The sequence below is a fragment of the Sporosarcina sp. SG10008 genome (assembly GCF_044569405.1).
Taxonomy (GTDB): domain Bacteria; phylum Bacillota; class Bacilli; order Bacillales_A; family Planococcaceae; genus Sporosarcina; species Sporosarcina psychrophila.
Genome location: NZ_CP172607.1, coordinates 2660284 through 2685854, shown reverse-complemented (window position 1 = coordinate 2685854; position 25571 = coordinate 2660284). Strand labels below are relative to the sequence as shown.

23 protein-coding genes and 1 other annotated feature are annotated in these 25571 nt (G+C 43.6%); all 23 genes read left to right on the top strand.

The window, feature by feature from the left end:
• The first annotated feature begins 64 nt into the window (after nt 1-64).
• The gene (ftsA, locus tag ACGLYD_RS12940) at nt 65-1348 is read left to right on the top strand and encodes a cell division protein FtsA (RefSeq protein WP_067211461.1); all 1284 of its coding nucleotides are present in this window, start codon (nt 65-67) and stop codon (nt 1346-1348) included.
• A gap of 41 nt (nt 1349-1389) precedes the next feature.
• The gene (gene ftsZ, locus ACGLYD_RS12935) at nt 1390-2568 is read left to right on the top strand and encodes a cell division protein FtsZ (RefSeq protein WP_067211458.1); all 1179 of its coding nucleotides are present in this window, start codon (nt 1390-1392) and stop codon (nt 2566-2568) included.
• Between the two features lie 737 nt (nt 2569-3305).
• Nucleotides 3306-4160: a sigma-E processing peptidase SpoIIGA gene (locus ACGLYD_RS12930; RefSeq protein WP_399628302.1), complete on the top strand. Its 855-nt coding sequence runs from the start codon at nt 3306-3308 to the stop codon at nt 4158-4160.
• Nucleotides 4150-4860, top strand: a complete 711-nt coding sequence (gene sigE, locus ACGLYD_RS12925) for an RNA polymerase sporulation sigma factor SigE (RefSeq protein ID WP_082786644.1) — start codon at nt 4150-4152, stop codon at nt 4858-4860. Before ACGLYD_RS12930 ends, sigE begins: the two co-directional genes overlap by 11 nt.
• A 94-nt stretch (nt 4861-4954) precedes the next feature.
• Nucleotides 4955-5734 (top strand): RNA polymerase sporulation sigma factor SigG, encoded by a 780-nt coding sequence (sigG, locus tag ACGLYD_RS12920; protein ID WP_067211453.1) that lies wholly within the window; start codon nt 4955-4957, stop codon nt 5732-5734.
• 82 nt (nt 5735-5816) lie between these two features.
• Nucleotides 5817-6062, top strand: coding sequence for a PRC-barrel domain-containing protein (locus ACGLYD_RS12915; RefSeq protein WP_067211451.1), 246 nt, complete (start codon nt 5817-5819; stop codon nt 6060-6062).
• Between the two features lie 69 nt (nt 6063-6131).
• The gene (locus ACGLYD_RS12910; RefSeq protein WP_399628298.1) at nt 6132-6824 is read left to right on the top strand and encodes a YggS family pyridoxal phosphate-dependent enzyme; all 693 of its coding nucleotides are present in this window, start codon (nt 6132-6134) and stop codon (nt 6822-6824) included.
• Nucleotides 6821-7270 (top strand): cell division protein SepF, encoded by a 450-nt coding sequence (locus ACGLYD_RS12905; RefSeq protein ID WP_067211448.1) that lies wholly within the window; start codon nt 6821-6823, stop codon nt 7268-7270. The genes ACGLYD_RS12910 and ACGLYD_RS12905 overlap by 4 nt, the downstream gene beginning before the upstream one ends.
• A 25-nt stretch (nt 7271-7295) precedes the next feature.
• The gene (locus tag ACGLYD_RS12900; RefSeq protein ID WP_340740442.1) at nt 7296-7571 is read left to right on the top strand and encodes a YggT family protein; all 276 of its coding nucleotides are present in this window, start codon (nt 7296-7298) and stop codon (nt 7569-7571) included.
• 54 nt (nt 7572-7625) lie between these two features.
• A complete protein-coding gene (locus tag ACGLYD_RS12895) occupies nt 7626-8402 on the top strand; it encodes an RNA-binding protein (protein ID WP_342538785.1) in 777 nt (258 codons plus the stop codon).
• 357 nt (nt 8403-8759) lie between these two features.
• A complete protein-coding gene (locus tag ACGLYD_RS12890; RefSeq protein WP_067211441.1) occupies nt 8760-9269 on the top strand; it encodes a DivIVA domain-containing protein in 510 nt (169 codons plus the stop codon).
• A 52-nt stretch (nt 9270-9321) separates the two neighbouring features.
• Nucleotides 9322-9539 (top strand) — a binding site (T-box leader).
• A 129-nt stretch (nt 9540-9668) separates the two neighbouring features.
• Nucleotides 9669-12431 (top strand): isoleucine--tRNA ligase, encoded by a 2763-nt coding sequence (gene ileS, locus ACGLYD_RS12885; RefSeq protein WP_338655803.1) that lies wholly within the window; start codon nt 9669-9671, stop codon nt 12429-12431.
• A gap of 368 nt (nt 12432-12799) precedes the next feature.
• Entirely contained in the window at nt 12800-13276 is a 477-nt protein-coding gene (gene lspA / locus ACGLYD_RS12880; RefSeq protein ID WP_067211436.1) for a signal peptidase II, read from the top strand.
• A complete protein-coding gene (locus ACGLYD_RS12875; RefSeq protein WP_067211434.1) occupies nt 13276-14202 on the top strand; it encodes an RluA family pseudouridine synthase in 927 nt (308 codons plus the stop codon). The genes lspA and ACGLYD_RS12875 overlap by 1 nt, the downstream gene beginning before the upstream one ends.
• A gap of 429 nt (nt 14203-14631) precedes the next feature.
• Nucleotides 14632-15174 (top strand): bifunctional pyr operon transcriptional regulator/uracil phosphoribosyltransferase PyrR, encoded by a 543-nt coding sequence (gene pyrR / locus ACGLYD_RS12870; protein ID WP_067211431.1) that lies wholly within the window; start codon nt 14632-14634, stop codon nt 15172-15174.
• 83 nt (nt 15175-15257) lie between these two features.
• Nucleotides 15258-16544: a uracil-xanthine permease family protein gene (locus ACGLYD_RS12865; RefSeq protein ID WP_399628290.1), complete on the top strand. Its 1287-nt coding sequence runs from the start codon at nt 15258-15260 to the stop codon at nt 16542-16544.
• Nucleotides 16545-16732: 188 nt separating this feature from the next.
• Nucleotides 16733-17611 carry an aspartate carbamoyltransferase catalytic subunit gene (locus ACGLYD_RS12860; RefSeq protein WP_342538781.1) on the top strand — a complete coding sequence of 293 codons (879 nt, stop codon included), beginning with the start codon at nt 16733-16735 and terminating at the stop codon, nt 17609-17611.
• Nucleotide 17612: 1 nt separating this feature from the next.
• Nucleotides 17613-18890: a dihydroorotase gene (locus ACGLYD_RS12855; RefSeq protein ID WP_342538780.1), complete on the top strand. Its 1278-nt coding sequence runs from the start codon at nt 17613-17615 to the stop codon at nt 18888-18890.
• Nucleotides 18890-19990, top strand: a complete 1101-nt coding sequence (locus ACGLYD_RS12850) for a carbamoyl phosphate synthase small subunit (protein WP_067214020.1) — start codon at nt 18890-18892, stop codon at nt 19988-19990. The genes ACGLYD_RS12855 and ACGLYD_RS12850 overlap by 1 nt, the downstream gene beginning before the upstream one ends.
• Nucleotides 19983-23180, top strand: a complete 3198-nt coding sequence (gene carB / locus ACGLYD_RS12845) for a carbamoyl-phosphate synthase large subunit (RefSeq protein WP_067211414.1) — start codon at nt 19983-19985, stop codon at nt 23178-23180. The genes ACGLYD_RS12850 and carB overlap by 8 nt, the downstream gene beginning before the upstream one ends.
• Nucleotides 23177-23953: a dihydroorotate dehydrogenase electron transfer subunit gene (locus ACGLYD_RS12840; RefSeq protein ID WP_338655806.1), complete on the top strand. Its 777-nt coding sequence runs from the start codon at nt 23177-23179 to the stop codon at nt 23951-23953. Before carB ends, ACGLYD_RS12840 begins: the two co-directional genes overlap by 4 nt.
• Nucleotides 23950-24864 carry a dihydroorotate dehydrogenase gene (locus tag ACGLYD_RS12835; protein WP_067211409.1) on the top strand — a complete coding sequence of 305 codons (915 nt, stop codon included), beginning with the start codon at nt 23950-23952 and terminating at the stop codon, nt 24862-24864. The genes ACGLYD_RS12840 and ACGLYD_RS12835 overlap by 4 nt, the downstream gene beginning before the upstream one ends.
• Entirely contained in the window at nt 24861-25571 is a 711-nt protein-coding gene (pyrF, locus tag ACGLYD_RS12830) for an orotidine-5'-phosphate decarboxylase (protein WP_399628285.1), read from the top strand. Before ACGLYD_RS12835 ends, pyrF begins: the two co-directional genes overlap by 4 nt.

Sequence of the window (25571 nt, the reverse complement as noted above, 5' to 3'; positions counted from 1 at the left end):
TTAGACAATGCACTCCCAATGCAATAGAATGGGAGTTAAGAGTTGATTTGGGAGGTGCCAGTAATTGAGCCAATCAGAATTATATGTATCACTTGATATAGGTTCTTCGTCAGTTAAGGTGTTAGTAGGTGAAGTGGATGGCGGATCCTTGCACGTTATCGGAGTTGGCAATGTTCAATCTGCGGGAATTCGGAAAGGGACAATCATCGATATTGATGCAACTGTCCAATCTATCCGAAAAGCGGTTGACCAGGCCGAAAGAATGATAGGGATGCAAATCCGTGAAGTCATTCTGGGCATTCCTGCAAATGGCGTTTCGTTACAGGACGTCAAAGGAGTTGTTGCAGTTAACTCGGAAAATCGTGAAATTACTGATGACGACCTCGATCGGGTTATGAAATCAGCGCAGGTCATGTCAGTTCCACCTGATCGGGAAATCGTTAACATCATTCCGAAACAATTTATTGTTGACGATTATGATGAAATAACGGATCCAAGGGGAATGATCGGTGTCCGGCTTGAAATGGACGGAACGCTTATTACTACATCAAAAACACTTATTCATAATATACTACGCTGCGTGGAACGAGCAGGTCTTGTAATCCAAGAAATCTACTTGCAACCGCTTGCTGCCGGTACGTTTGCTCTGACGAATGATGAAAAGAATCACGGCAGTGCATTTATTGATATCGGTGGTGGTTCTACCACAGTCTCCATTTTTGGCGAAAACCGATTCATGGCGACAGCAGTCATACCAGTTGGCGGGGATCATATTACAAAAGATCTTTCAATTATTTTGAAAACGCCAACTGAACAGGCAAGAAAAATTAAGCATCAGTATGGACATGCTTTCTCAGATGATGCATCGGATGATGAATTGTTTGAAGTACCTGTCATTGGTGCTGATTCAAAAGATCAGTACAGCCAAAGATACATATCGGAAATTATCGGTGTTCGGCTTGAAGAACTTTTTGATCTCGTTCTGGAAGAGCTGTACCGCATGGGCGTACATGATTTACCAGGTGGAGTCGTATTGACCGGTGGTATAACGAAGATGGATGGTATCCTACAATTAGCAAGACATGTGTTGAAAACAAGGGTCCGTATTCATACACCAGAGTATATCGGGGTAAGAGAACCGATGTATGCAACTGCGGTAGGACTTATACGCTATGCACATATGCAAGATTCTTATTTTGGTCATGTCCCTGAGTCAGCGACAGTTTCGGCTTCTGATAATCATACGCCGGCTCCGGTCAACAAGAAAAAGTCAGTAGACCGGAACAAAGAAAAGAAACCTGGTATTTTAGATAAAGCAAAGAAAGTCTTTGACAATTTCTTCGAATGATTCAATGAACAACTGTATGAAATGGACTAGGAGGAGAGACGATGCTAGAATTCGATACGAATGTTGACGCGTTAGCAGTCATCAAAGTAATTGGTGTAGGCGGTGGCGGTAATAATGCTGTAAATAGAATGATTGAACATGGTGTGCAAGGTGTGGAATTTATCGCAGTTAATACAGATGCTCAGGCACTAAACCTTTCGACTGCTGAAGTGAAGTTACAAATAGGTGGCAAATTGACACGCGGACTTGGGGCAGGTGCGAATCCGGAAGTTGGTAAAAAAGCTGCCGAAGAAAGCAGAGAACAAATCGAAGAAGCATTGCGCGGATCGGATATGGTGTTCGTTACTGCAGGTATGGGCGGTGGAACAGGTACTGGGGCTGCTCCAGTCATCGCACAAATTGCGAAAGATTTGGGTGCACTGACTGTTGGTGTTGTTACTAGGCCGTTCACTTTTGAAGGACGAAAACGCCAGACACAGGCAATCGGCGGTATAACATCTATGAAAGAATCTGTGGATACACTAATCGTCATACCAAATGATAAATTGCTTGAAATTGTAGATAAAAATACGCCAATGCTCGAAGCTTTCCGTGAAGCCGATAATGTGCTACGTCAAGGGGTTCAAGGTATTTCCGACTTGATCGCTGTACCTGGACTTATCAACTTAGACTTTGCAGACGTTAAGACAATCATGTCCAATAAAGGCTCTGCTCTTATGGGAATCGGGATGTCTACGGGAGAAAATCGTGCGGCTGAAGCGGCGAAAAAAGCCATTTCAAGCCCACTACTCGAAACGTCAATCGACGGTGCAAAAGGTGTACTTATGAATATCACAGGCGGTTCAAACTTGAGCCTATTCGAAGTACAGGAGGCTGCAGATATCGTTGCTTCAGCTTCAGATGAAGATGTGAATATGATTTTCGGTTCTGTCATCAATGACAACTTGAAGGATGAAATTATCGTAACAGTCATTGCAACAGGCTTCAGCGAAGAGCAGCTTACCGTATCTCGTCCTGCAAGAAGCCCGGGCTTCGGTGCAAGTCGTACACAACCGCCAACGCGTGAGCAGCAACCGCCAACTCAACAGCCACCAACACGTGAGCGTAGCAGAGAGGAAGCGCCACAGTTCCAACAACCGGAACCAACACGCCAACCTCAAGGTAATCAACAAGATGACACGCTCGATATTCCGACGTTTTTACGCAATCGTCGTCGTTAATAATGATGGAAGACCAAAAGCTTTCCAGAAAGTGCAACCGCACTTTCTGGAAAGCTTTTTTTACGTTTAGTTAGCTATGAAGTGGATTAGGTGATGTCTGATGCTGCCCGATCATATTACGTGCGAAGCGATCAAAAAGCATGACTGCCCGATCATGTAACGAGACGAGCAATCAAAAAGCGTGGCCGACCGATCATATAACAGGTCAAGCAATCAAAAAGCATGTCTAACCGATCATATAACGGGCCAACCAATCAAAAAGCATGTCCCACCGATCGTATACCGTGCCAAGCAATCAAAAAGCATGACTGCCCGATCATATAACAGGTCAAGCAAACAAAAAGCATGTCTAGCCGATCATATAACGGGCCAAGCGATCATAAAACATGCTGACCGATCATATAACAGGCCAAGCAATCAAAAAGCATGTCCCACCGATCATATACCGTGCCGAGCAATCAAAAAAATGCTAACCGATCATATAACGAGCCAAGCGATTATAAAACATGCTGCCCGATCATATATCGTGCCAACCAATCAAAAAGCATGTCTAACCAATCATATAACGAGCCAAGCAATCATATACCCCGATCAACCGATCATATCTCTTCATTCAACTAACTAAAACGCTCGATATCTAAAATCGAATCCTGTCGATTTCTTTTTTTTGTCTGCCCCTAGTTCCGACAAACATTTTACGCCATAGGTGCTATCGTTGTTGTCAGGGAGGGCGGCTTATGTATGGGGAACTAATTGTAGGAGTGAATATGCTATTCAATTATGCAATTCTTTCATTCGCCAACAAAGTAGGAAACGTACAAGCCGCCCGCGGACGATTATTGTTCGCCTCTTTTGCGGGTGCGATGCCTGTCGTTATTTTTCCATCATCGGTGAGTGTTTTGGTTTTATCTTTTATTTGCATGACTGTTTGCGCTTTTGGAAAGGCTTTTGAGCTGTGGAAAAAATCTGCGACAATGGTTTTGATAGGGGCGGTATTTGCTGGTGGTTTACTAACGGCTTTTCAATATCGCATCCATATGTCCAGTTCAGCGTTTACAGTTCTTGCCTATGCAGTTGTCGTATACATTTCTCTTTATTTCATGAGGAAAAAATGGCTTGATGTCAGAACTGTACGCCATGTTTCCGAGCTTCGTGCTTCTTCAGTTCTCTCTATTTGGGATGCTGAAGTAGAGGTTGATGTATTCGTCGATTCGGGTAACGGTTGCACGGAGCCATTGTCTGGTTCTCCAGTCCATTTTGTTTCGTTAAAGGTGCTGGAAAAGCATATACCGGAAGATTTGATGAAGCCTTTGCTTGCTTGGAATCCTCAAGGAACACCTTCAATGTCGGAGTTTCCTGAGGGCTATCACAAACAAATAAGGCTGATTCGGTTAGTAACGGTGCAAGGACAGTCTTGGGCAGTTGGTTTTCGATTCAAGCAATGGGTTTTAGGAGAAGGGAACGTGCTGCAACCTGGTTATATTGTAGTGACAAAGAATGATCGTCGTTATCCGGACGGTGCGGGAGCAATCTTGCATGTATCCGCAATGGAGTCATTAAACGGGGAGAGGGGAACTGCTTATGCTGTATAAATTTAGAAAATGGATGTCGATAATCACTAGCTTTTTTAAAAGGAAAAGCGGCACATACTATATCGGAGGTCATGAGTCCCTTCCAAAGCCGTTGACCCGGGAAGAAGAAGCAATAACAATCCAAGCATTTATGGAAGGCGATATGAACGCGCGTGACAGACTAATTGAAAAAAACCTTCGTCTTGTTGTTTACATTGCACGTCGTTTTGATAACACAAATACACATATTGAAGATCTTATCAGTATAGGTGCAATCGGACTTATAAAGGCAATCGAAACTTTTAAGACCGACAAAAACATCAAGTTAGCCACATATGCATCCCGCTGTATTGAAAATGAGATTCTGATGCATCTTCGAAAAACAAACAAAACACGATCTGAGATTTCTTTTGATGAACCGTTAAATTCAGATGCGGACGGTAATGAATTACTATTATCGGATATTCTTGGCACAGATGAGCATATTATCATTGATGATGTCGAAAGAAAAATCGAGCGCCAGCATATGATTGAAGCAATTACGAGTCTCGATGAACGAGAGCGTTATATTATGGAATGCCGTTTCGGTTTGACGGGACAAGAGGAAATGACACAGAAAGAAGTAGCAGAACTGCTTGGGATTTCTCAATCCTATATTTCACGGCTCGAAAAAAAAATCATCTCGGAACTGCGTGAAAGCTTGAATCATCCGATTGCATAATGGGTGAAATTGGCGATGCGAATTTCCGCATATTCTGGACGACTGCGGACAGACTATCTTGTACAGTCATCTACAGAATGCGGAGGAAAAGCTAATGGTGCGTACAAGAGTTGAAATTTGTGGAATCGATACGTCCGAATTGCCGTTACTCACAAACGACGTGATGAAAGCAACGTTTATCAGGTTACAGAGCGGAGATCATGCAGCAAGGGAAGAGCTCGTCATTGGCAATTTGCGTCTCGTCCTAAGTCTGGTCCAAAGATTCGCATACAGGGGGGAACAAGCGGATGATTTATTTCAAGTCGGATGTATCGGCTTGCTTAAATCAATTGACAACTTCGATTTGAAACATAATGTCAGATTTTCAACATACGCAGTCCCGATGATTATTGGAGAAATTAAAAGACATCTACGTGATCATCATTCAATACGAGTATCAAGATCACTTCGAGATACCGCTTATAAGGCAATAAGAGCGAAAGAGCAGTTCATTAATGATAATCAAAGAGAACCGAGAATATCGGATTTGTCTGAAGCAACAGGTATACCCGCCGATGATATTCTCTTTGCCCTTGATGCAATTCAAGATCCAATGTCCCTTCATGAGCCTATGAACGGTGACGGCGGTGATCCAGTATTTATGATGGATCAAATACAGGACAAAACGGTTTCAGAAGAACGGTGGCTGACGTATGTATCTGTTAAAGAAACTGTATCTAGTATGGATGAAAGACAACAATCAATTCTTTCAAAACGTTTTTATTTGGGACAAACGCAGACCGAAATCGCTAAGGAACTAGGCATTTCACAAGCCCAGATTTCCCGATTGGAGAAGAGTGCAGTTCAAACCATTCGGGAAGGGATGGAACAATAATGATAAATGTAACGCAATGTGCTAACTGCATTGCGTTTTTTCTCGTGCCTATGTGCATATATTCATTGTAAGGAGGGATTTTATGAGGTTTTCAGAAATACAAAAAAAAGAAGTTATCGACGCTACTAAGGGAACGTTCCTTGGATTCGTCCAGGATGCAACAATTGACACTGTAACTGGAAAAGTTGAATCCTTGCACGTAGGTGGTGGAGAACGGAACAGTTTTTTTGATACAAAAGACAAGGATACGAAAAAGGTCAATCTTAAAGAGATTACAACAATCGGTAAAGATATTGTGCTTGTGGGCAAAAAGAATGCAGAAAAATGATTCATTATTGATATGTTCAGCCTAGGTTGGTACAATGAAGTGAAAGATTGAGGAAAAGTAGTGATTATAATGGGAAATCTACAGCAACGAATACAAAAAATCGAACAAGATATACAAGCAACTTGTGACCGAGTAGGTCGAAACAGATTTGAAATTACGGTCGTTGCTGTTACGAAGGAAGTTTCGACAGCAAGAACATCTGCGGTGCTGGAAGAAAACATCCGACATCTTGGCGAAAATCGACCTGAAGGCCTACTAGGGAAACAGGAAACGATACAAAGTGGTGCCATCTGGCATTTCATCGGTAATGTTCAAAGCAGAAAAGTGAAAGAAATCATCAATCGAATTGACTATTTACATTCTGTTGATCGAATGAGTTTGGTTAAGGAAATTCATAAGCGTTCCAATCATGTTGTTGATTGTTTCATTCAAGTGAATGTTTCTGGTGAATCAAGTAAATCAGGTGTAACACCAGCTGAACTTGATAGCTTTATTGAAGATGTGGCGGCTTATGATAAAATTCGAATTATAGGTTTAATGACAATGGCTCCTTTCACAAAGGATATGGATGAGATTCGTTCCGTATTCCGCTCGTTAAGGGAGCTTCGAGACGGCATCTCGGCAAAAAAATTGCCACATGCACCTTGTACTCAATTGTCCATGGGAATGTCAAATGATTTCATTATCGCTATTGAAGAAGGTGCAACTCATGTAAGAATCGGGACTGCACTTGTCGGAGCAGAAAGCGAGGGAGACGTATGAGCATTAAAAACAAGTTTGAGAAATGGTTTTACCTAGACGATGAAGAAAAAGAAGTACAAGAACAGCCACGCCGGGAAGAACAGCGTCCTGCGCAGGAGCAGCCACGCAGCAGAGCACCAATGAGGAAGCAAGTAGCAGGCGAACCACAACAGTCAGCAACGGTTGTCAGCTTGCAAAGTGTCCAAAAGTCTTCCAAAGTTATTCTTATTGAGCCCCGTGTCTATGCGGAGGCGCAAGACATTTCTGAACACTTGAAAAATAAGCGTGCAGTTGTTGTGAATTTACAGCGAATTGAGCGTGATCAAGGAATTCGAATTGTCGATTTCCTAAGCGGTACTGTTTATGCGCTTGGAGGAGACATCCAGCGAATAGGAACTGATATTTTCCTTTGCGTACCGGAGAATGTGGAAGTTGCTGGTGCAATCTCCGATTATTTTGAACGATAGAAATTGAATGAGGTGTACCAACAGAATGGAAAATATTTTAGGGTTAATTTATCAAGGAATAACAGGAGCAATATCGATTTACTCAATACTTCTTATTATCTATATACTAATGTCATGGATACCTGCTTCTCGTGAAACTAAGTTTGGTATAATACTTGGGAAGATTACCGAGCCTTATTTAGGGTTTTTCAGAAAATTCATTCCACCTCTTGGAATGATTGATATTTCACCAATCGTTGGTATATTTGCGTTGAGGTTTATCTCTGATGGCGTTGAAGCAATATTTATGATGTTGTTATAAAATGATTACGTCGTCCTCACTTATGTGAGGATTTTTCTATAAGGAGCCGGAGAAATGGAAACTATACTACAGCATTTCAGAAAAGATGAACAGCCTTTCATCGAAATGGCGATTGGCTGGATACGTGAAGTGGAAGATACTTATTCACCAAAACTAACAGGATTCTTGGATCCTAGGCAGCAGCGCATTGTAGAATCTCTTGCGGGCAGTTCGATGCTATTGGTCGGATTGTACGGAGCTTTTCCGGAAGCGGAAAGACGAAGAGTTCTTATCTATCCAGATTATTATGTACCAGAACCAGTCGATTATCGAATAGCTATTTTTGATGTGAAGTATGCTTCTAAGTTTTTGCAACTTGATCACAAGGACATCCTGGGCTCGATGATGTCATTAGGCATCGACCGTTCGAAATTCGGGGACATCCGAGTGGTTGGTGATCAAGTCCAGTTTGCGGTCGCAGATGAGTTAAAGGATTATATGACGGCTAATTTTTTATCGATTGGGAAAGCGAAAGTGACGGTTGAAGAAAGTAATCGTCCGGAAGACTGGATTGTCACGACAGATACATGGACAGAGGAAATGCATATCGTTAGTTCATTACGACTCGATGTAGTAACAGCGGCATTAGTAACTATTCCACGCCAAAAAGCGGCGACGCTTGTGCATGGGGAAAAAGTGAAAGTGAATTGGGCTGTTAGGGATCAGCCTGCATTTGAACTTCAAGAGTCAGATATGATATCAATTAGAGGTTCTGGCCGTTTTAAAGTGATCGCAATTGAAGGAAGAACGCGTAAAGATAAAATTCGTCTCATTGTTGGGAAATTAGAATGACTTGTCCCGCATTAACGGGCAGGCCGACTAAAATCGCCACGTCCTGTGGCAACGTCGGCATTAGTACATCCTGTACGTCATAAGCCCCCAATTTTAAGACTTATCCTTAGCGCGGAAGCGTAAGTGGGGGCAACTGCCCGTAAAAGCCCGATTGGTTCGGGCCAACAGGATGTTGGTCACTCAGATGTTGCCGCAGGACGCGGCGTTCGTAATCTGAGTTCCTTAACAATCAATGGAATGGAACTTCTCCATTGATTGAAGTTTCACTTTATCAGATTATAGTTTGAAAAAGAACTGTTATCTGATGCCTTAACATGTATAATAGAGAATGAATAAGTTAAAGGGGAGATGCTTTAAATGGCTTTATCACCACTTGATATACATAATAAAGAATTTGCCAATAAGTTTCGTGGATATGATGAAGATGAAGTAAATGAGTTTTTGGAACAAATCATGAAAGATTTTGAAAATATACTTGAAGAAAACAAAACATTGAAAAGCAATTTGAAACAATCAGAAGAACAGGTCTCCCATTTTAACTCAATCGAGCAAACGCTACAAAAATCGATTCTTATCGCTCAGGAAGCTGCGGAAGACGTTCGTCGCAACTCTATGAAAGAATCGAAATTGATTGTCAAGGAAGCAGAAAAAAATGCGGATCGAATTGTCAATGAGGCACTTTCCCGCGCGCGTAGAATTTCTGTGGAAATTGAAGATCTTAAGAAACAGTCGAAGGTTTTCCGTACACGTTTTAAAATGCTCATTGAAGCGCAACTTGATCTGATTCAGTCAGATGATTGGGACGTTTTACTTGAGTATGAAATCGATGCGGAGCGTTTAGAAATGGCAGCCGACCTGGATTCATAAGGAAACTTGACTTTAGTCTTAATTCACACATATACTTATAGGCATATATTTAGAACAGGCGTTGAAAGAGAAAGTACCTTCCAAATCTGAGAATAGCGAGCCGGGGGCGGTGGAAGCCCGGTCAACGGATTGGAAATGAAAATCACTCTCGAGCTGGATTGCGGAATAATTTACGTGATCCCGGAAACACCCCGTTATGGTGTCTGAGTGGTAGCAAATTCGTTTGCTACAAGTAGGGTGGTAACGCGAGAATAATTCTTCGTCCCTTTTTAGGGGTGGGGATTTTTTTATTTTTGCCTGTGCCTTGTGTCTACAGGATGTAGGTATGGGGTCTTAGCCACAGGACGTGGCTAAGGCTGCGATCCTTTTGCGCTTTTCTATTTTAAAGGAGGAAAAAACATGGAGTACAAAGATACATTACTTATGCCGAAAACAGAATTCCCGATGAGAGGTAACTTACCTAACAAAGAGCCATTACTGCAAGAAAAATGGGCAGAGATGGACATTTATAAAAAAGTACAGGAACGAACTGCGGGTCGCCCGTTCTTCGTATTACACGATGGTCCTCCATATGCGAATGGTGATCTTCATATGGGTCACGCCATGAACAAAGTATTGAAAGATATGATTGTCCGCCACAAATCAATGACAGGTTTCCACGCGCCATACGTTCCAGGCTGGGATACACATGGACTGCCGATTGAACAGGCATTAGTGAACAAAGGCGTAAAAAGAAAAGAAATGTCAGTAGCAGAATTCCGTAAAATGTGTGAGGAATATGCGCTTGGCCAGATTGACAATCAGCGTAGCCAGTTCAAACGGATTGGTGTACGTGGCGATTGGGATAATCCATATATCACGCTAAAACCAGCTTTTGAGGCGCGTCAAATTCAAGTGTTTGGTGAAATGGCTAAAAAAGGATATATCTATAAAGGATTGAAACCAGTTTATTGGTCACCATCAAGTGAATCTGCACTTGCTGAGGCGGAAATCGAGTACCAGGATAAGAAATCACCATCTATCTATGTTAGTTTCCCTGTGAAAGATGGACTTGGCGTAATTGATGAAGATGTTAACTTCTTAATCTGGACGACAACTCCATGGACGATTCCTGCAAACCTTGGGATTTCTGTCCATCCGGAATTTGAATACGTTATTGTTAAAGCGGGAGAAGAGAAATTCCTTATCGCTAAAGATTTACTTACGTTTGTCGCAGAAGAACTTGGCTGGGAAGACCATGTTGTTGAGCGTGAACTGAAAGGTTCTGAACTCGACCGTGTTGTAGCGAAGCACCCATTGTATGACCGCGATTCGCTTGTTATGCTCGGTGATCATGTTACAGCCGAAGCGGGTACTGGATGTGTCCATACAGCTCCAGGCCACGGGGAAGACGACTTCTACGTGTCTAAATCATATGGTATTGATGCCCTTTCTCCTATCGATGATCGCGGTGTTATGACTGATGAAGCGCCAGGCTTCGAAGGTCTGTTTTATGAAGATGCAAATAAAGCAGTTACAGAGGCACTCGACAAAGTGGGCGCGCTTAAGAAATTATCATTCATCACCCACTCGTATCCACACGATTGGCGCACGAAAAAACCGGTTATTTACCGCGCGACTGCACAATGGTTCGCTTCAATTGAATCGTTCCGTACCGAATTACTTGATGCTATCAAAAATACGAAATTCACACCTTCATGGGGCGAAACAAGATTGTATAACATGGTTCGAGACCGTGGTGACTGGTGTATTTCACGTCAGCGTGTATGGGGTGTTCCAATTCCAGTGTTTTACGCTGAAAACGGTGAACCAATCATTACAGATGAAACAATTGCCAACGTTTCGGAATTGTTCCGTGAAAACGGATCGAATGTCTGGTTCGAACGAGAAGCAAAAGATTTACTGCCAGAAGGTTTCACCCACGAAGGCAGTCCGAACGGAGAGTTTACAAAAGAGACGGACATCATGGACGTTTGGTTCGATTCAGGCTCAACACACCAAGGTGTGCTAGTAGAACGGGATGATCTCGTTTACCCGGCGGACCTGTATCTTGAAGGATCTGACCAATACCGTGGATGGTTTAACTCATCACTCACGACAAGCGTTGCCATCAATGGCCATGCACCATATAAAGGCTTGCTAAGCCATGGTTTCACTCTTGACGGAGAAGGACGTAAAATGAGTAAATCAATCGGGAACGTAATCATTCCCGCAAAAGTAATGAACCAGCTTGGTGCAGACATTCTTCGCCTGTGGGTATCATCTGTTGATTACACAGCGGATGTACGGGTTTCTGATTCTAACTTCAAGCAAGTTTCTGAAGTATATAGAAAAATTCGTAACACACTGCGTTTCCTACACGGCAATACATCAGATTTCAATCCGGCTACAGATGCTGTGGCATTTGAAAATCTGCGTACAGTAGACAAATTTGTCTATGTGAGACTACAGGATTTGATCAAAGAAGTGCGTGAAGCTTATGAAAACTACGAATTCGCTGGTGTTTATCATGCAGTGAATAACTTCTGTACAGGTGAATTGAGCTCGTTCTACCTAGATATCGCCAAAGACGTTGTCTACATCGAAGGTGCAGATCATCCACATCGTCGTGCGATGCAAACAGTGATGTATGAAACGCTGATTGCGCTGTTGAAATTGTTAACACCTATTGTGCCGCATACGACAGATGAAATGTGGGCATTTATCGAGCACAAGACCGAAGAAAGTATTCAGCTGACAGATATGCCAGAAGCACAAGATCTTGGACAAGAAGCACAGGCATTGCGTGAGCGTTTCGCAACATTGATGCTTGTTCGTGACGATGTTTTGAAGGCACTGGAAGAAGCGCGTAATAGTAAAATTATCGGGAAATCGCTTGAAGCGAAAGTAACGGTTGCTGTCCCTGAAAAACTGGCAGATGTATTCGCAGCGGATGATATTGACTTCGCACAATTCTTTATCGTATCGAAGTTTGCTGAAGGAGATATCGCTAACATGCCGGAAGGTACTTTGAAACTGGATGCTGTAAGTGTTCTTGTTGAAAATGCAGATGGCGAAAAATGTGAGCGTTGCTGGACGATTTCTGAAACAATCGGCTCAGACGAAACACACCCTACTCTATGTACACGTTGTGCAGAAGTTGTAAAAGTGCATTATTCGTAAAATCATCAAACTGTAAGCCGCTGCTGCTGTCTTTATATAAGACTGGTTGCAGCGGTTTTTTAAAAGGTAAGAAAGCATAAGTTTTTTTACATGGATCGGTGTCTAGACTCCAGACGCCAGCCCCTGGGCCCCCACGAAGGGGGTCATGCAGTCTTTGCGACAGGAAGTCGCGACTTTAGACTGCCTTCCTTTCGCTTCATTCTTGCTGAAAAGGCATAGTACGCCTTTATCATCAAGACTTCCAGCGCTTGTCGGGGCTAAACGGCGCCTTGCGCTTTTCTTATATTACTCATTTAGCGTTGAAACGCGCTCATATAGGTGTCGATGTGGTAAAATGGAACGTAATCTGTCGGACGGGGGTATTTGGATTGTTCATTTATTACGGATTAGCGGCATTCGTCATTATTTTGGATCAGTTTACGAAATGGCTAGTCGTTAAAAACATGGAGCTCGGCGAAAAAATTAGCATTGCAGATCCTTATTTAGGGCTTCTTTCTCATCGCAACAAGGGAGCCGCTTGGGGTATGCTTGAAGGACAAATGTGGTTATTTTATATTGTCACAGTTGCCGTTGCAATTGGTATTATTTATTTCTTCCATAAAGAAGCGAAAGGGCAACCGCTCTTTGGATTCAGTTTAATGTTTCTTCTTGGTGGTGCGATTGGTAATTTTATCGATCGTCTGTGGCGCAAGGAAGTTGTCGATTTTGTCGATGTCACAATCCCGGTTATCAACTACGATTTTCCAATCTTTAATGTTGCAGATGCAGCGTTAACGGTCGGTGTGATTATGATCATCATTCATATTATTATGGATGAAAAAAAGAACAAGAAAAAGGTGTCGTAATGGAAAAAATAGAAATTGAAATAACTGAAGAACACAAAGGAAGCCGAATAGACAAAGCTTTGTCTGCAGTCAATCCTGAATGGTCACGTACGCAAATTCAATCATGGCTGAAAGACAGCCTTGTTCTAGTAAGCGGAATTCAAGTGAAACCTAATTATAAAGTAAGACTGGGAGATATAGTGACGGTGGAAGAACCTGAACTGGAAGTGCTTGACATGGTTGCTGAGGAATTAAATCTCGATATCGTCTATGAAGATAAGGACGTACTCGTTGTCAATAAAGCGCGTGGCATGGTTGTTCATCCTGCGCCAGGTCATCCATCAGGAACGGTCGTAAATGGTCTTATGCACCACTGCACGGACCTTTCAGGTATTAACGGAGTGGTGCGCCCAGGGATTGTCCATCGTATTGATAAAGATACGTCAGGGCTTTTGATGGTCGCGAAAAATGATAAGGCACATGTATCGTTAGTAGACCAGCTTGTGAACAGGTCAGTAACGCGTGTTTATACTGCACTTGTCCATGGCCATATACCACATGATAATGGAACAATTGACGCGCCAATCGGCCGTGATCAACGGGAACGACAAAATATGGCTATCGTTGATAAAGGAAGGCATGCGGTAACGCACTTCAAAGTAATCGAACGGTTCGGGGATTATACGCTTGTCGAATGCAGATTAGAAACAGGCAGAACGCATCAAATTCGGGTGCATATGAAATATATTGGTTATCCACTTGTTGGAGATCCGAAATATGGACCGAAAAAAACACTTCAATTTAATGGACAAGTATTGCATGCAGGTACGCTCGGTTTTGATCATCCCGTAACAGGTGAGTACTTGGAATTCAACAGTCCTCTACCTGAAGACTTTAAAGACTTGGTTGATGAAGTTAGGAAAAGCGTTGACAAAACAGAAGAGTAAATTGTATACTGAACGAAGCAATTGAATAGCGATACCTTTAACATCAGTCCAGAGAGGCTGGGAAGGTTGCACGGAAGTACAGTCAAACTGCTGCGCGCAGTTTCTATGTACATTTATTTCTGCACGTATACCCTCCCGCCATCCTAGGCCGGGAGGGTTTTTTATGTCTAGCAACAGGCGCCAGACTCTCGGGTCATAAGTCAGACCAGCTACACGGCAAAGAACGCCGCTTCGCCGATCCGTCTTATGCCTGTCGCGGGCCTACAGGATGTAGGTCACGCAGACGTTGCCACACGATGTGGCGAACTTAGGCTGTGTTCACTTGACGGCGCCTTACGCTTTTCATATAGGAGAATATCCAAGCCAATCGGCTCCTGGAAGGCATTTGACCGAAAGACAGAAGTAAACAAGGAAATGGAGGATGTTGAAATGACGGAAAAAGCAAATATTCTAGATGAACAGGCAATTGGCAGGGCGGTTACCCGAATTGCACACGAAATAATTGAACGCAACAAAGGAATTGACGCTTGTATTCTTGTCGGCATCAAAACACGCGGTGCTTTCTTAGCGAAAAGACTTGCTGAAAAGATTGAACTTATCGAAGGAAAACCGATTAAAGCCGGTGAACTTGATATCACACTATATAGGGATGACCTCACGTTGAAACATAGTAACAATGAACCGCTTGTTCAGCAGGTAGACATCAAGCATGACGTGACAGATATGAAAGTAATTTTGGTAGACGACGTTCTCTATACAGGTAGAACAGTTCGGGCAGCGATGGATGCAGTTATGGACCTTGGAAGACCAGCATCAATCCAACTAGCAGTACTTGTTGACCGTGGTCACCGTGAATTGCCAATACGACCAGACTTCGTCGGTAAAAACATCCCAACTTCAAGTGATGAGCGAGTCGTCGTGAGTGTAGAAGAAACAGATGGCAAAGATAGCGTGTCGATTCATTCTAAATAGTAGCGAAGGTGCCTTATAAGGGGATTCTTTATCTCAACATAATATGAATACAAAATAAAGTAATCCGCACGGGGGTATTGGCAATGGATGAAAAAGTGTTAGATGTGCATGAAAAACCGGCACCAGCTAGGTGGATTATCCTTAGTTTACAACATATGTTTGCCATGTTTGGAGCAACAATATTAGTACCTCAGCTCGTCGGATTAAGTCCGGCAATCGCCCTTCTGACAAGTGGTATTGCAACAATCGTCTTTATCCTTGTTACACGATTCCAAGTGCCGGCGTACTTAGGCTCATCTTTCGCCTTCATTATCCCGATACAAGTCGCAACTCAAACGGGTGGAATTGGCAGTGCGATGATAGGAAGCATGTTTGTGGCACTTGTCTACGGAATTATTTCATTGCTCATTTGGAAAACGGGCTACAATTGGATCATGAAAGTTTTGCCACCGATTGTTGTAGCGCCTGTCATCATCGTAATTGGACTGGCACTTTCACCAACTGCAATCAGCATGGCAAGTACCATCCAAGTTGGAGATGAAAAGGTATATAACCTGCTTCATTTCTCGGCTGCACTTGTTACGCTAGCAGCTGCTATCATCTGCCTCATGTTTTTCAAGGGAATCATTAGCTTAATGCCAATCCTAATCGGCATCATCGTCGGTTACATTTACTCGGCTTTCATCGGGATCTTAGATTTTACAAAAGTTACGGAAGCAAAGTGGTTTGAATTTCCGGAAATGTTAATTCCAGGTGTGGATTATGATTTCGTCATTACACCTACACTGCTCTTTCTTATGGTGCCAATAGCAATTGTCACAATATCGGAGCATATCGGCCATCAACTTGTCCTTGGACGAATCGTTGGAAGAGATTACATAAAAAATCCAGGATTGAACCGCTCATTACTAGGTGATGGACTTGGAACACTCATAAGTGGTCTTGTAGGAGGTCCACCTAAAACGACATACGGTGAAAATATCGGTGTTCTTGCGCTTACTCGAGTTTACAGTGTCTATGTCATTTTAGGAGCTGCTGTTTTCGCCATAGCCTTCTCCTTCTTAGGAAAAGTGATGGCATTGATTGCGACGATTCCGACGGCAGTGCTCGGCGGGGTTTCAATTCTCTTGTTCGGAATTATTGCTTCATCTGGTTTGCGCATGCTCGTGGATCACAAAATTGATTTTGGCAGCCAGCGTAATCTTGTCATCGCCTCAGTCATTCTAGTCATTGGAATCGGGGGGGCGAGCATCGAATTTAGTGATACTTTCCAAATTGAAGGAATGGCCCTAGCGGCAATTATCGGTGTGATACTCAACTTGGTCCTGCCGGGGAGAACAAATGAAAGTCTAGTTGACGAAAAAGAATAGAAAACCTTTTAACACTGTTCCGAGAGTCAGGGAAAGGTTCGTTTGACACCCATTCTGCACAATAAGTGTAGGGTTTGGATTGTCATACCTAACGAGCCTTTCCGTTTATCGGGAAGGCTCGTTTTTCAATATGTCTAGGCTTCAGCACCCAGGCCATTAAGCTTTTCAATAAAAGGAGGACAAACCAGATGCAGCATCTTGTTTCGATGAAACACCTGACTGAAGAAGAAATTATGGCAATCCTTGATCGTGCTGATACATTCAAAAAACGTGGAGTCCGAGAATTGCCCGGGAAATATAGTGTCAGTAACTTATTTTTTGAACCGAGCACACGAACAAAAATGAGTTTTGAAATGGCACAACGGAAACTCGGACTTGATGTATTGCCATTCGAATCCAGCTTCTCTAGTACATTAAAAGGAGAAACGCTTTATGACACAGTCAAAACGCTCGAAGCAATAGGTGTCGATGCACTTGTTATCCGTCATCCCGAAGATGGTTACTATGAGCAGTTGATTGGTAGAACGTCAGTTTCTATCATTAATGGAGGAGACGGTTCAGGTCAGCATCCGACTCAATCACTGCTGGATTTATTCACAATTAAAGAAGAGTTTGGTTCATTTCAAGGATTGAACGTACTGATTACAGGGGATATCACACATAGCCGAGTTGCACGGTCCAATGCCGATGCTCTGACGAAGCTTGGCGCAAACGTGACATTCCTTTGCCCGGCTGAATGGGCAGGCGAATTCAACAGTGTGGATTCGTGGGATGAAGTGATTAAAAACAGTGATGTGGTTATGCTGCTACGGGTTCAACATGAAAGACACGAGGCAGAAATAACTTTTGCTGGTGAAAGTTATCATGAAAGATACGGCCTGACAGAAGCCCGCGAGCAGCTAATGAAAGAAAATGCAATCATCATGCATCCCGGACCATTTAACCGAGGTGTGGAAATAGCAGATACCTTAATCGAATGTCCGAAATCACGGATTTTCAAACAAATGGAAAATGGTGTATACATACGGATGGCCGTATTAGAAACAGTATTGAAAGGGAGGAATTGACATGCAGAAACTAATTCAAGGGGTTCAGATGCTAAACGGTGATGGGGAACTTGTCACAGCAGATGTAAAAGTAACGGGTGATAAAATTACGGAAATCGGTAAGCAGTTACCAGTAGAACACGCTGAAGTAATCGACGGCAAAGGACTTTTACTAGCACCGGGCTTCATAGATGTCCACGTGCATCTTCGTGAACCGGGCGGAGAGCATAAAGAGACAATCGAAAGCGGAACATTGGCAGCAGCAAAAGGCGGTTACACAACTATCTGTGCAATGCCAAATACACGGCCTGTACCGGATACAAAAGAAAATCTGACATTTGTCAATGACTTAATCGCACAGAAGTCCTTAATCCGTGTCCTTCCATACGCATCTATTACAATTCGGGAAGCCGGTAAAGAACGGACGAATCTCGCAGAACTAAAAGAACACGGAGCTTTCGCATTTACGGATGATGGTGTTGGTATACAACAGGCTGGAATGATGTATGAAGCAATGCAGGAAGCAGCTAAAATCGGTATGCCGATTGTAGCACACTGTGAAGATAATACGCTTATCTACGGTGGTGCTATGCATGAAGGCAAACGTAATAAGGAACTGGGACTTCCAGGAATTCCTTCTATAGCAGAATCGGTCCATATCGCTCGGGATATTTTATTAGCTGAAGCGGCAGGCGCTCATTATCATGTTTGCCACGTCAGCACGAAAGAGTCGGTTCGGGTGATTCGTGACGCGAAGAAAGCGGGGGTCCATGTGACTGCTGAAGTAAGTCCGCATCATCTTCTACTGTCGGAAGATGATATTCCAGGCGATGATGCCGATTGGAAAATGAATCCGCCACTTCGCGGAACAGAAGATCTCGCAGCACTACGCGAAGGATTGCTCGACGGCACACTGGATTTCATAGCAACAGATCACGCACCGCATACTGCGGAAGAGAAGGCAGTCGGTTTTGCAAAAGCACCATTCGGCATTACTGGTTTTGAAACAGCATTCCCGCTTCTTTATACGAACTTTGTTAAAAAAGGAACATGGACATTGCAGCAACTCATCGATTGGATGACGAAAAAACCAGCGGATGTATTCGGCTTACCATACGGTAAAATTGAAGTTGGAGCCACTGCGGATTTAGTATTACTTGATTTGAACAAAGAAGCAAAAATAGATCGCACAACATTTGTATCTAAAGGTAAGAACACACCATTTGACGGTTTGACATGCACAGGATGGCCAGTTAAAACGATTTTCGGTGGAAAAGTAGTTTGGGAGGATGGACAATGATGAAAAAAAGAATGCTTATTTTAGAAGACGGCACAATTTTTGAAGGAATCGCTTTTGGTTCCGACGAGGCTTCAATCGGTGAAACAGTATTCACAACTGGGATGACGGGCTATCAGGAAACCATTTCCAATCCTTCGGGAGCTGGACAAATCATTGTGATGACCTACCCGCTTATCGGTAACTATGGCATTAACCGAGACGATTACGAATCAATTGAACCAGCAGCAAGCGGCTTAGTCGTTCGTGAACTAGCGGACGAGCCATCGAACTTCCGAAGCGGCATGACGCTTTGCGAACTGTTGACGATGAAGGGCATTCCTGGAATTCAAGGAATCGATACACGTAAACTAACACGGTTGCTACGCGACAAAGGGGCACTAAAAGGGATTTTGACTGCTGCAGGAGAAGAAGTAAACGTGCAAGAAACGGTTGCGCATGTCGCTTCTTACGTCTTACCGACAGATCTTGTTGCACGCGTTTCGACACAAAAACCTTATCCAAGTCCAGGTCGCGGAGAGCGAATCATCCTTATCGACTATGGTATGAAACATGGTATTTTACGTGAATTAAATGAGAGAGATTGTGACGTTATCGTCGTTCCATATAATACAACAACGAAAGAAATTCTTTCTTTATCACCAGATGGCATTGTGTTGTCAAATGGACCGGGCAATCCGATGGATGTTGAAGGTACAGTTGAAGTGATTAAAGAGTTGCTAGGAAAAGCCCCAATGTTCGGGATAGGGCTTGGCCATCAGCTGTTTGCCCTTGCTTGTGGAGCACGCACAGTGAAATTGAAAAATAGTCATATGGGTGGCAATCATCCCGTAAAAGATTTGGCTACAGGTAGGACGGAATTAACTTCACAATGCCATGGCTACTCAGTAGATGAAGAATCACTTGCAGGTACAAATCTTGAAGTGACACACAAAGCACTTAATGACGGCTCAGTTGAAGGTGTGAAAAGCACGAAATACGAAGCTTTTTCTGTACAGTTTCATCCGGAAGCATCACCAGGACCAGAAGATTCGAAACATCTGTTTGACCGATTCATGGATATAATGAAAACAAGCAGCCGAGAGGGGAATTTCAATGCCTAAACGTACAGATATTGAAACTATATTAGTTATCGGGTCAGGCCCGATTGTCATTGGCCAGGCGGCAGAGTTCGACTATGCCGGAACACAAGCGTGTCTTTCGTTGAGAGAAGAAGGCTATCGCGTCATTCTCATTAACTCCAACCCAGCAACCATTATGACGGATACGGAAATTGCAGACAAAGTATACATTGAACCACTTACACTCGAGTTTATTAGCCGCATTATCCGAAAAGAGCGCCCGGATGCACTCCTTCCTACACTGGGTGGTCAAACGGGTCTGAACATGGCGATTGAACTGCACGAATCAGGTATTTTGGATGAACTTGGCGTTGAAATTCTTGGAACAAAGCTCAATGCAATTCACCAAGCGGAAGACCGTGACCTATTTCGCACGCTGATGAATGAACTAGGTGAACCTGTTCCAGATAGCGATATTATCCACAACCTTGAAGAGGCCTATACACTTGTCGAAAGAATCGGTTACCCAGTTATCGTTCGTCCTGCATTTACAATGGGTGGAACTGGCGGAGGAATTTGCTATAACGATAAAGACCTTGATGAAATCGTCACAGGTGGCTTGAAATACAGCCCCGTCACACAATGTCTGTTAGAAAAGTCGATTGCTGGCTACAAGGAAATTGAATATGAAGTGATACGAGATTCAGCGGACAACGCAATTATAGTTTGTAATATGGAAAACGTTGATGCTGTTGGAATCCATACAGGTGATTCAATCGTCGCGGCCCCATGTCAAACGATGACAGACCGAGAAAATCAGATGCTGAGGAATGTGTCATTGAAAATTGTTCGTGCACTGAAAATCGAAGGCGGATGTAATGTCCAACTTGCGCTCGATCCATACAGCTTTAACTATTACATCATTGAAGTGAATCCACGTGTGAGTCGGTCATCTGCACTTGCGTCGAAAGCGACGGGATATCCAATTGCAAAAATCGCTGCAAAAATAGCGGTCGGACTCACGCTTGATGAAATGATGAACCCGGTCACAGGTACAACATATGCTTGTTTCGAACCGACACTCGATTACATCGTGACGAAAATCCCGCGCTGGCCATTTGATAAATTCGAATCTGCTAAACGGAACTTGGGTACACAAATGAAAGCGACAGGCGAAGTAATGGCAATCGGTCGTACATTTGAAGAGTCCATTTTGAAAGCAGTTCGCTCACTTGAAACAGGACAATTTGGCTTATCGTTGAAAAATGGTTCGACAATGACAGACGAATGGATTGAAAAACGTATCCGTCGTGCAGGCGATGAGCGTTTGTTCTTCATCGGCGAAGCATTCCGTAGAGGCGCGACAGTTGAGACGATTCACGAATGGAGTCAAATCGACGCCTTTTTCTTACGCAAGTTCCAGAAAATCGTTCAGTTTGAACTAGTCTTAAAAGCGAATCCGTTTGACTATGAAACGTTGCGCACTGCAAAACGTATGGGCTTCTCTGACGTAACAGTTGCAGAACTATGGAGTACAGATGAGCGTGTGATTTACGATTGGCGAAAAGAGCATGGCCTTATTCCAGTCTATAAAAAGGTGGATACATGTGCAGGCGAATTTGAATCGGATACACCGTACTTTTACGGCACGTATGAAGATGAAAATGAATCCATTAAAACAGAGAAGAAAAGTGTTATCGTTCTAGGTTCTGGCCCGATTCGTATCGGACAGGGCGTCGAGTTCGACTATGCGACGGTCCACTCTGTATGGGCAATTCAAGAAGCTGGTTACGAAGCGATCATCATCAACAACAACCCTGAAACGGTGTCAACAGACTTCTCGATTTCGGACAAATTATACTTTGAACCTCTGACAATCGAAGATGTTATGCACATTGTTGACCTAGAACAGCCTGAAGGCGTTATCGTTCAATTCGGTGGACAAACAGCCATCAACCTAGCGGCTGGCCTCGAAGCGCGCGGCGTGAAAATTTTAGGAACATCTCTAGAAGATATTGACCGTGCGGAAAACCGTAATAAGTTTGAAAGTGCATTGCGTGAAATCGGAATTCCTCAGCCTTTAGGAAAAACAGCTGTTTCAGTACCAGAAGCTGTCGCGATTGCCAATGAAATCGGTTATCCTGTACTCGTTAGACCTTCTTATGTACTTGGTGGACGTGCGATGGAAATTGTCTACCATGAAGAAGAACTTCTTTATTACATGGAGCACGCAGTTGAAGCAAGCCCAGATCATCCTATACTTGTCGATCGCTACCTGACAGGAACTGAAATCGAAGTCGATGGCATATGCGATGGAGAAAATGTATTGATCCCAGGCATTATGGAACATATTGAACGTGCAGGCGTTCACTCGGGTGACTCGATTGCCGTGTTCCCTCCACAAAATTTATCGGCTTCTCAGATGGAAACAATCGCTGATTATACGACACGCCTTGCAAAAGGACTTGGAATTGTAGGTCTTCTCAATATCCAGTTCGTCATTTCAGAAGGGCAAGTCTACGTCATCGAAGTAAATCCACGATCAAGTCGTACGGTACCATTCTTAAGTAAAATCACGAACATTCCGATGGCAAACATAGCGACAAAAGCCATTCTAGGTCAATCAATTATCGAACAAGGGTATAAAAATGGACTTGCTCAGGCTCCATCAGGCGTCTACGTTAAAGTACCAGTCTTCTCATTTGCGAAATTGCGTCGAGTAGATATAACGCTTGGACCTGAAATGAAATCGACAGGAGAAGTAATGGGGAAAGATACTACGCTCGAAAAAGCATTGTATAAAGGCCTTGTTGCAGCGGGTATGGAAATAAAAGAATACGGTTCTGTGATAATGACTGTTTCTGACAAAGATAAAGAAGAGATGGTCAGCATCGCTAAACGCTTTACAGCTATTGGTTACCGCATTTTAGCGACTGGAGGCACGGCTTCTGTTCTAGAGGACGCAGGTATCCGCGTGAAGACAATCGGTAAAATTGGTTCTGAAGGGCCAACGCTTCTGGATGTTATTCAAAAAGGGGAAGCACAAATTGTTATCAATACACTGACAAAAGGAAAACAACCTGAACGTGACGGCTTTAGAATCCGCCGCGAATCAGTTGAAAATGGCATTCCTTGCTTCACTTCCCTTGATACGGCAGATGCAATGCTACGCGTTATCGAATCAATGACATTCCAAACTGAGGAAATGGGGAAAGTGGAGGAAACTATATGATCATCCAAGATCGAATGACGGTTACTTCACAACAGCAAATTGCCCATAATATTTTCGAAATGAAGTTAAACGGTAAATTGGTCGGGGAAATTACTTCCCCAGGCCAGTTTGTCCATATTCGTGTGTCAGACTCGTTTGAACCACTATTAAGACGTCCAATTTCAATCGCTTCGATTGATCAAGAGGCTGGCGAAATGACCATTATTTATCGCGCGGAAGGTCGGGGGACTACCATCCTTTCACAGAAACGTGCGGGCGATGAAGTTGATGTACTTGGTCCGCTAGGGAATGGTTTTCCTGTTGAAGAAACGGCAACTGGAGAAACGGCCATTTTAATTGGCGGAGGAATCGGTGTACCACCATTGTATGAGCTGTCGAAGCAATTGACGGCGAAGGGCGTGAAATGCACGCATGTCTTAGGATTCCAATCAAAGGATGTCGTGTTTTACGAAGAAGAGTTCAGTAAACTCGGTGAAACACATATCGTAACTGTTGACGGCTCGCGGGGAACGGCAGGTTTCGTGACTACTGTCATGGCGGAACTTGGCAATGACTTTGCAGCGTATTACAGCTGCGGTCCAATGCCTATGCTTGAAGCGATTGAAAAAATGTACGCAGGGAAAAAAGGCTTTCTGTCATTCGAACAACGGATGGGCTGCGGTATTGGCGCTTGTTTCGCATGTGTTTGTCAAACAACGGAAGGATCGGAAAAAGCCTATATTAAAGTATGCTCAGATGGTCCAGTATTCCCAGCAGGGGTGGTGGCAATATGAATAGACTATCGATTGAATTACCAGGTTTATCATTAAAAAACCCAATTATGCCTGCGTCCGGTTGTTTCGGATTTGGTAAAGAATATGGCCAACTGTATGATTTGTCACTGCTTGGCGCAATTATGATCAAAGCGACAACACTTGAAACGAGGCTCGGCAATCCGACACCGCGTGTTGCAGAAACGGCATCCGGTATGCTAAATGCAATTGGCCTGCAAAATCCGGGTCTAAAAGGCGTATTGGAAGGCGAGTTGCCTTGGCTTGAACAGTTTGATGTGCCAATCATTGCAAACGTTGCTGGTACTGAAACAGCTGACTACGTGGAAGTGGCGAAAGCCGTATCTCAAGCACCAAATGTTAAAGCACTTGAGCTGAATATTTCTTGTCCGAACGTCAAAGCGGGAGGCATTACTTTTGGAACAGATCCTGAAATCGCCAAAGAGCTGACGAGAGCGGTAAAAGAAGTGTCTTCAGTTCCGGTGTATGTCAAACTATCTCCAAATGTCACTGACATCGTGGCAATTGCACAGGCGGTTGAAGCAGGCGGAGCAGATGGCATAACGATGATAAACACACTGATTGGTATGCGTCTTGATCAGAAAACCGGCCGACCCGTTATTGCAAATGGGACAGGCGGCTTGTCTGGTCCTGCTGTTAAACCAGTTGCGATTCGGATGGTCTATGAAGTAAGTAAAGCGGTCAATATTCCGATTATTGGAATGGGTGGCGTGACAGAAACGGCTGACATTATCGACTTTATATCTGCGGGTGCAAGTGCTGTCGCGGTAGGAACAGCGAACTTCGTCAATCCATTTATTTGTCCGCAAATCATTGAACAATTGCCAGCTAAGTTGGACGAGCTTGGCATTCATCATATTTCTGAACTGATAGGGAGGAGTCATCGTCTATGAAAACATCCCCGATTATAGCACTCGATTTTGATTCGGCTGAAAAGACATTCGACTTCCTGCGTGCTTTTGATGGAGACGTCAATGTCAAAGTGGGCATGCAACTTTATTATAAAGCAGGGCCCGCGATTGTGGCTCGGTTAAAAGAACAAGGTTATGATGTATTCCTAGATTTGAAATTGCATGATATTCCAAACACAGTGAAATCTGCGATGGAAGTGCTTGCGGGATTCGGTGTTGACCTTGTGAATGTTCATGCAGCTGGAGGAAAGACAATGATGGAGGCGGCTCTTGAAGGATTGGATAAAGGGACACCAACCGGATTATCACGGCCGTCACTCATCGGTGTTACACAACTGACGTCTACAGACGAGCGTCAAGTTCGTGAAGAGCAGTTGATCGGTGTTGGGCTACAAGAATCTGTCCTTCATTATGCTAAGCTGACGAAAGAAGCGGGTCTTGATGGTGTCGTTTGTTCTGTCCATGAAGCAACTGCGATCGCAGATGTTTGCGGAAAACCCTTCTTCAAAGTGACACCTGGTATACGCCTTGCAGATGGCGGAGCACATGATCAGAAACGGATTGCAACACCTGAAGAAGCGCGTCTAGCAGGTTCGACACATATCGTAGTCGGGCGAGCAATTACGGGGGCAACGGATCCGCGAGCAGCGTACGAACACATTCATGCACGTTGGAAGGGGACGGAATAA

Coding starts and splice junctions, on each gene's coding strand:
- ftsZ (WP_067211458.1), top strand. CDS start 1,390: ATGCTAGAATTCGATACGAATGTTGACGCGTTAGCAGTCATCAAAGTA.
- ACGLYD_RS12930 (WP_399628302.1), top strand. CDS start 3,306: ATGTATGGGGAACTAATTGTAGGAGTGAATATGCTATTCAATTATGCA.
- sigE (WP_082786644.1), top strand. CDS start 4,150: ATGCTGTATAAATTTAGAAAATGGATGTCGATAATCACTAGCTTTTTT.
- sigG (WP_067211453.1), top strand. CDS start 4,955: ATGGTGCGTACAAGAGTTGAAATTTGTGGAATCGATACGTCCGAATTG.
- ACGLYD_RS12915 (WP_067211451.1), top strand. CDS start 5,817: ATGAGGTTTTCAGAAATACAAAAAAAAGAAGTTATCGACGCTACTAAG.
- ACGLYD_RS12910 (WP_399628298.1), top strand. CDS start 6,132: ATGGGAAATCTACAGCAACGAATACAAAAAATCGAACAAGATATACAA.
- ACGLYD_RS12905 (WP_067211448.1), top strand. CDS start 6,821: ATGAGCATTAAAAACAAGTTTGAGAAATGGTTTTACCTAGACGATGAA.
- ACGLYD_RS12900 (WP_340740442.1), top strand. CDS start 7,296: ATGGAAAATATTTTAGGGTTAATTTATCAAGGAATAACAGGAGCAATA.
- ACGLYD_RS12895 (WP_342538785.1), top strand. CDS start 7,626: ATGGAAACTATACTACAGCATTTCAGAAAAGATGAACAGCCTTTCATC.
- ACGLYD_RS12890 (WP_067211441.1), top strand. CDS start 8,760: ATGGCTTTATCACCACTTGATATACATAATAAAGAATTTGCCAATAAG.
- ileS (WP_338655803.1), top strand. CDS start 9,669: ATGGAGTACAAAGATACATTACTTATGCCGAAAACAGAATTCCCGATG.
- ACGLYD_RS12875 (WP_067211434.1), top strand. CDS start 13,276: ATGGAAAAAATAGAAATTGAAATAACTGAAGAACACAAAGGAAGCCGA.
- pyrR (WP_067211431.1), top strand. CDS start 14,632: ATGACGGAAAAAGCAAATATTCTAGATGAACAGGCAATTGGCAGGGCG.
- ACGLYD_RS12865 (WP_399628290.1), top strand. CDS start 15,258: ATGGATGAAAAAGTGTTAGATGTGCATGAAAAACCGGCACCAGCTAGG.
- ACGLYD_RS12860 (WP_342538781.1), top strand. CDS start 16,733: ATGCAGCATCTTGTTTCGATGAAACACCTGACTGAAGAAGAAATTATG.
- ACGLYD_RS12855 (WP_342538780.1), top strand. CDS start 17,613: ATGCAGAAACTAATTCAAGGGGTTCAGATGCTAAACGGTGATGGGGAA.
- ACGLYD_RS12850 (WP_067214020.1), top strand. CDS start 18,890: ATGAAAAAAAGAATGCTTATTTTAGAAGACGGCACAATTTTTGAAGGA.
- carB (WP_067211414.1), top strand. CDS start 19,983: ATGCCTAAACGTACAGATATTGAAACTATATTAGTTATCGGGTCAGGC.
- ACGLYD_RS12840 (WP_338655806.1), top strand. CDS start 23,177: ATGATCATCCAAGATCGAATGACGGTTACTTCACAACAGCAAATTGCC.
- ACGLYD_RS12835 (WP_067211409.1), top strand. CDS start 23,950: ATGAATAGACTATCGATTGAATTACCAGGTTTATCATTAAAAAACCCA.
- pyrF (WP_399628285.1), top strand. CDS start 24,861: ATGAAAACATCCCCGATTATAGCACTCGATTTTGATTCGGCTGAAAAG.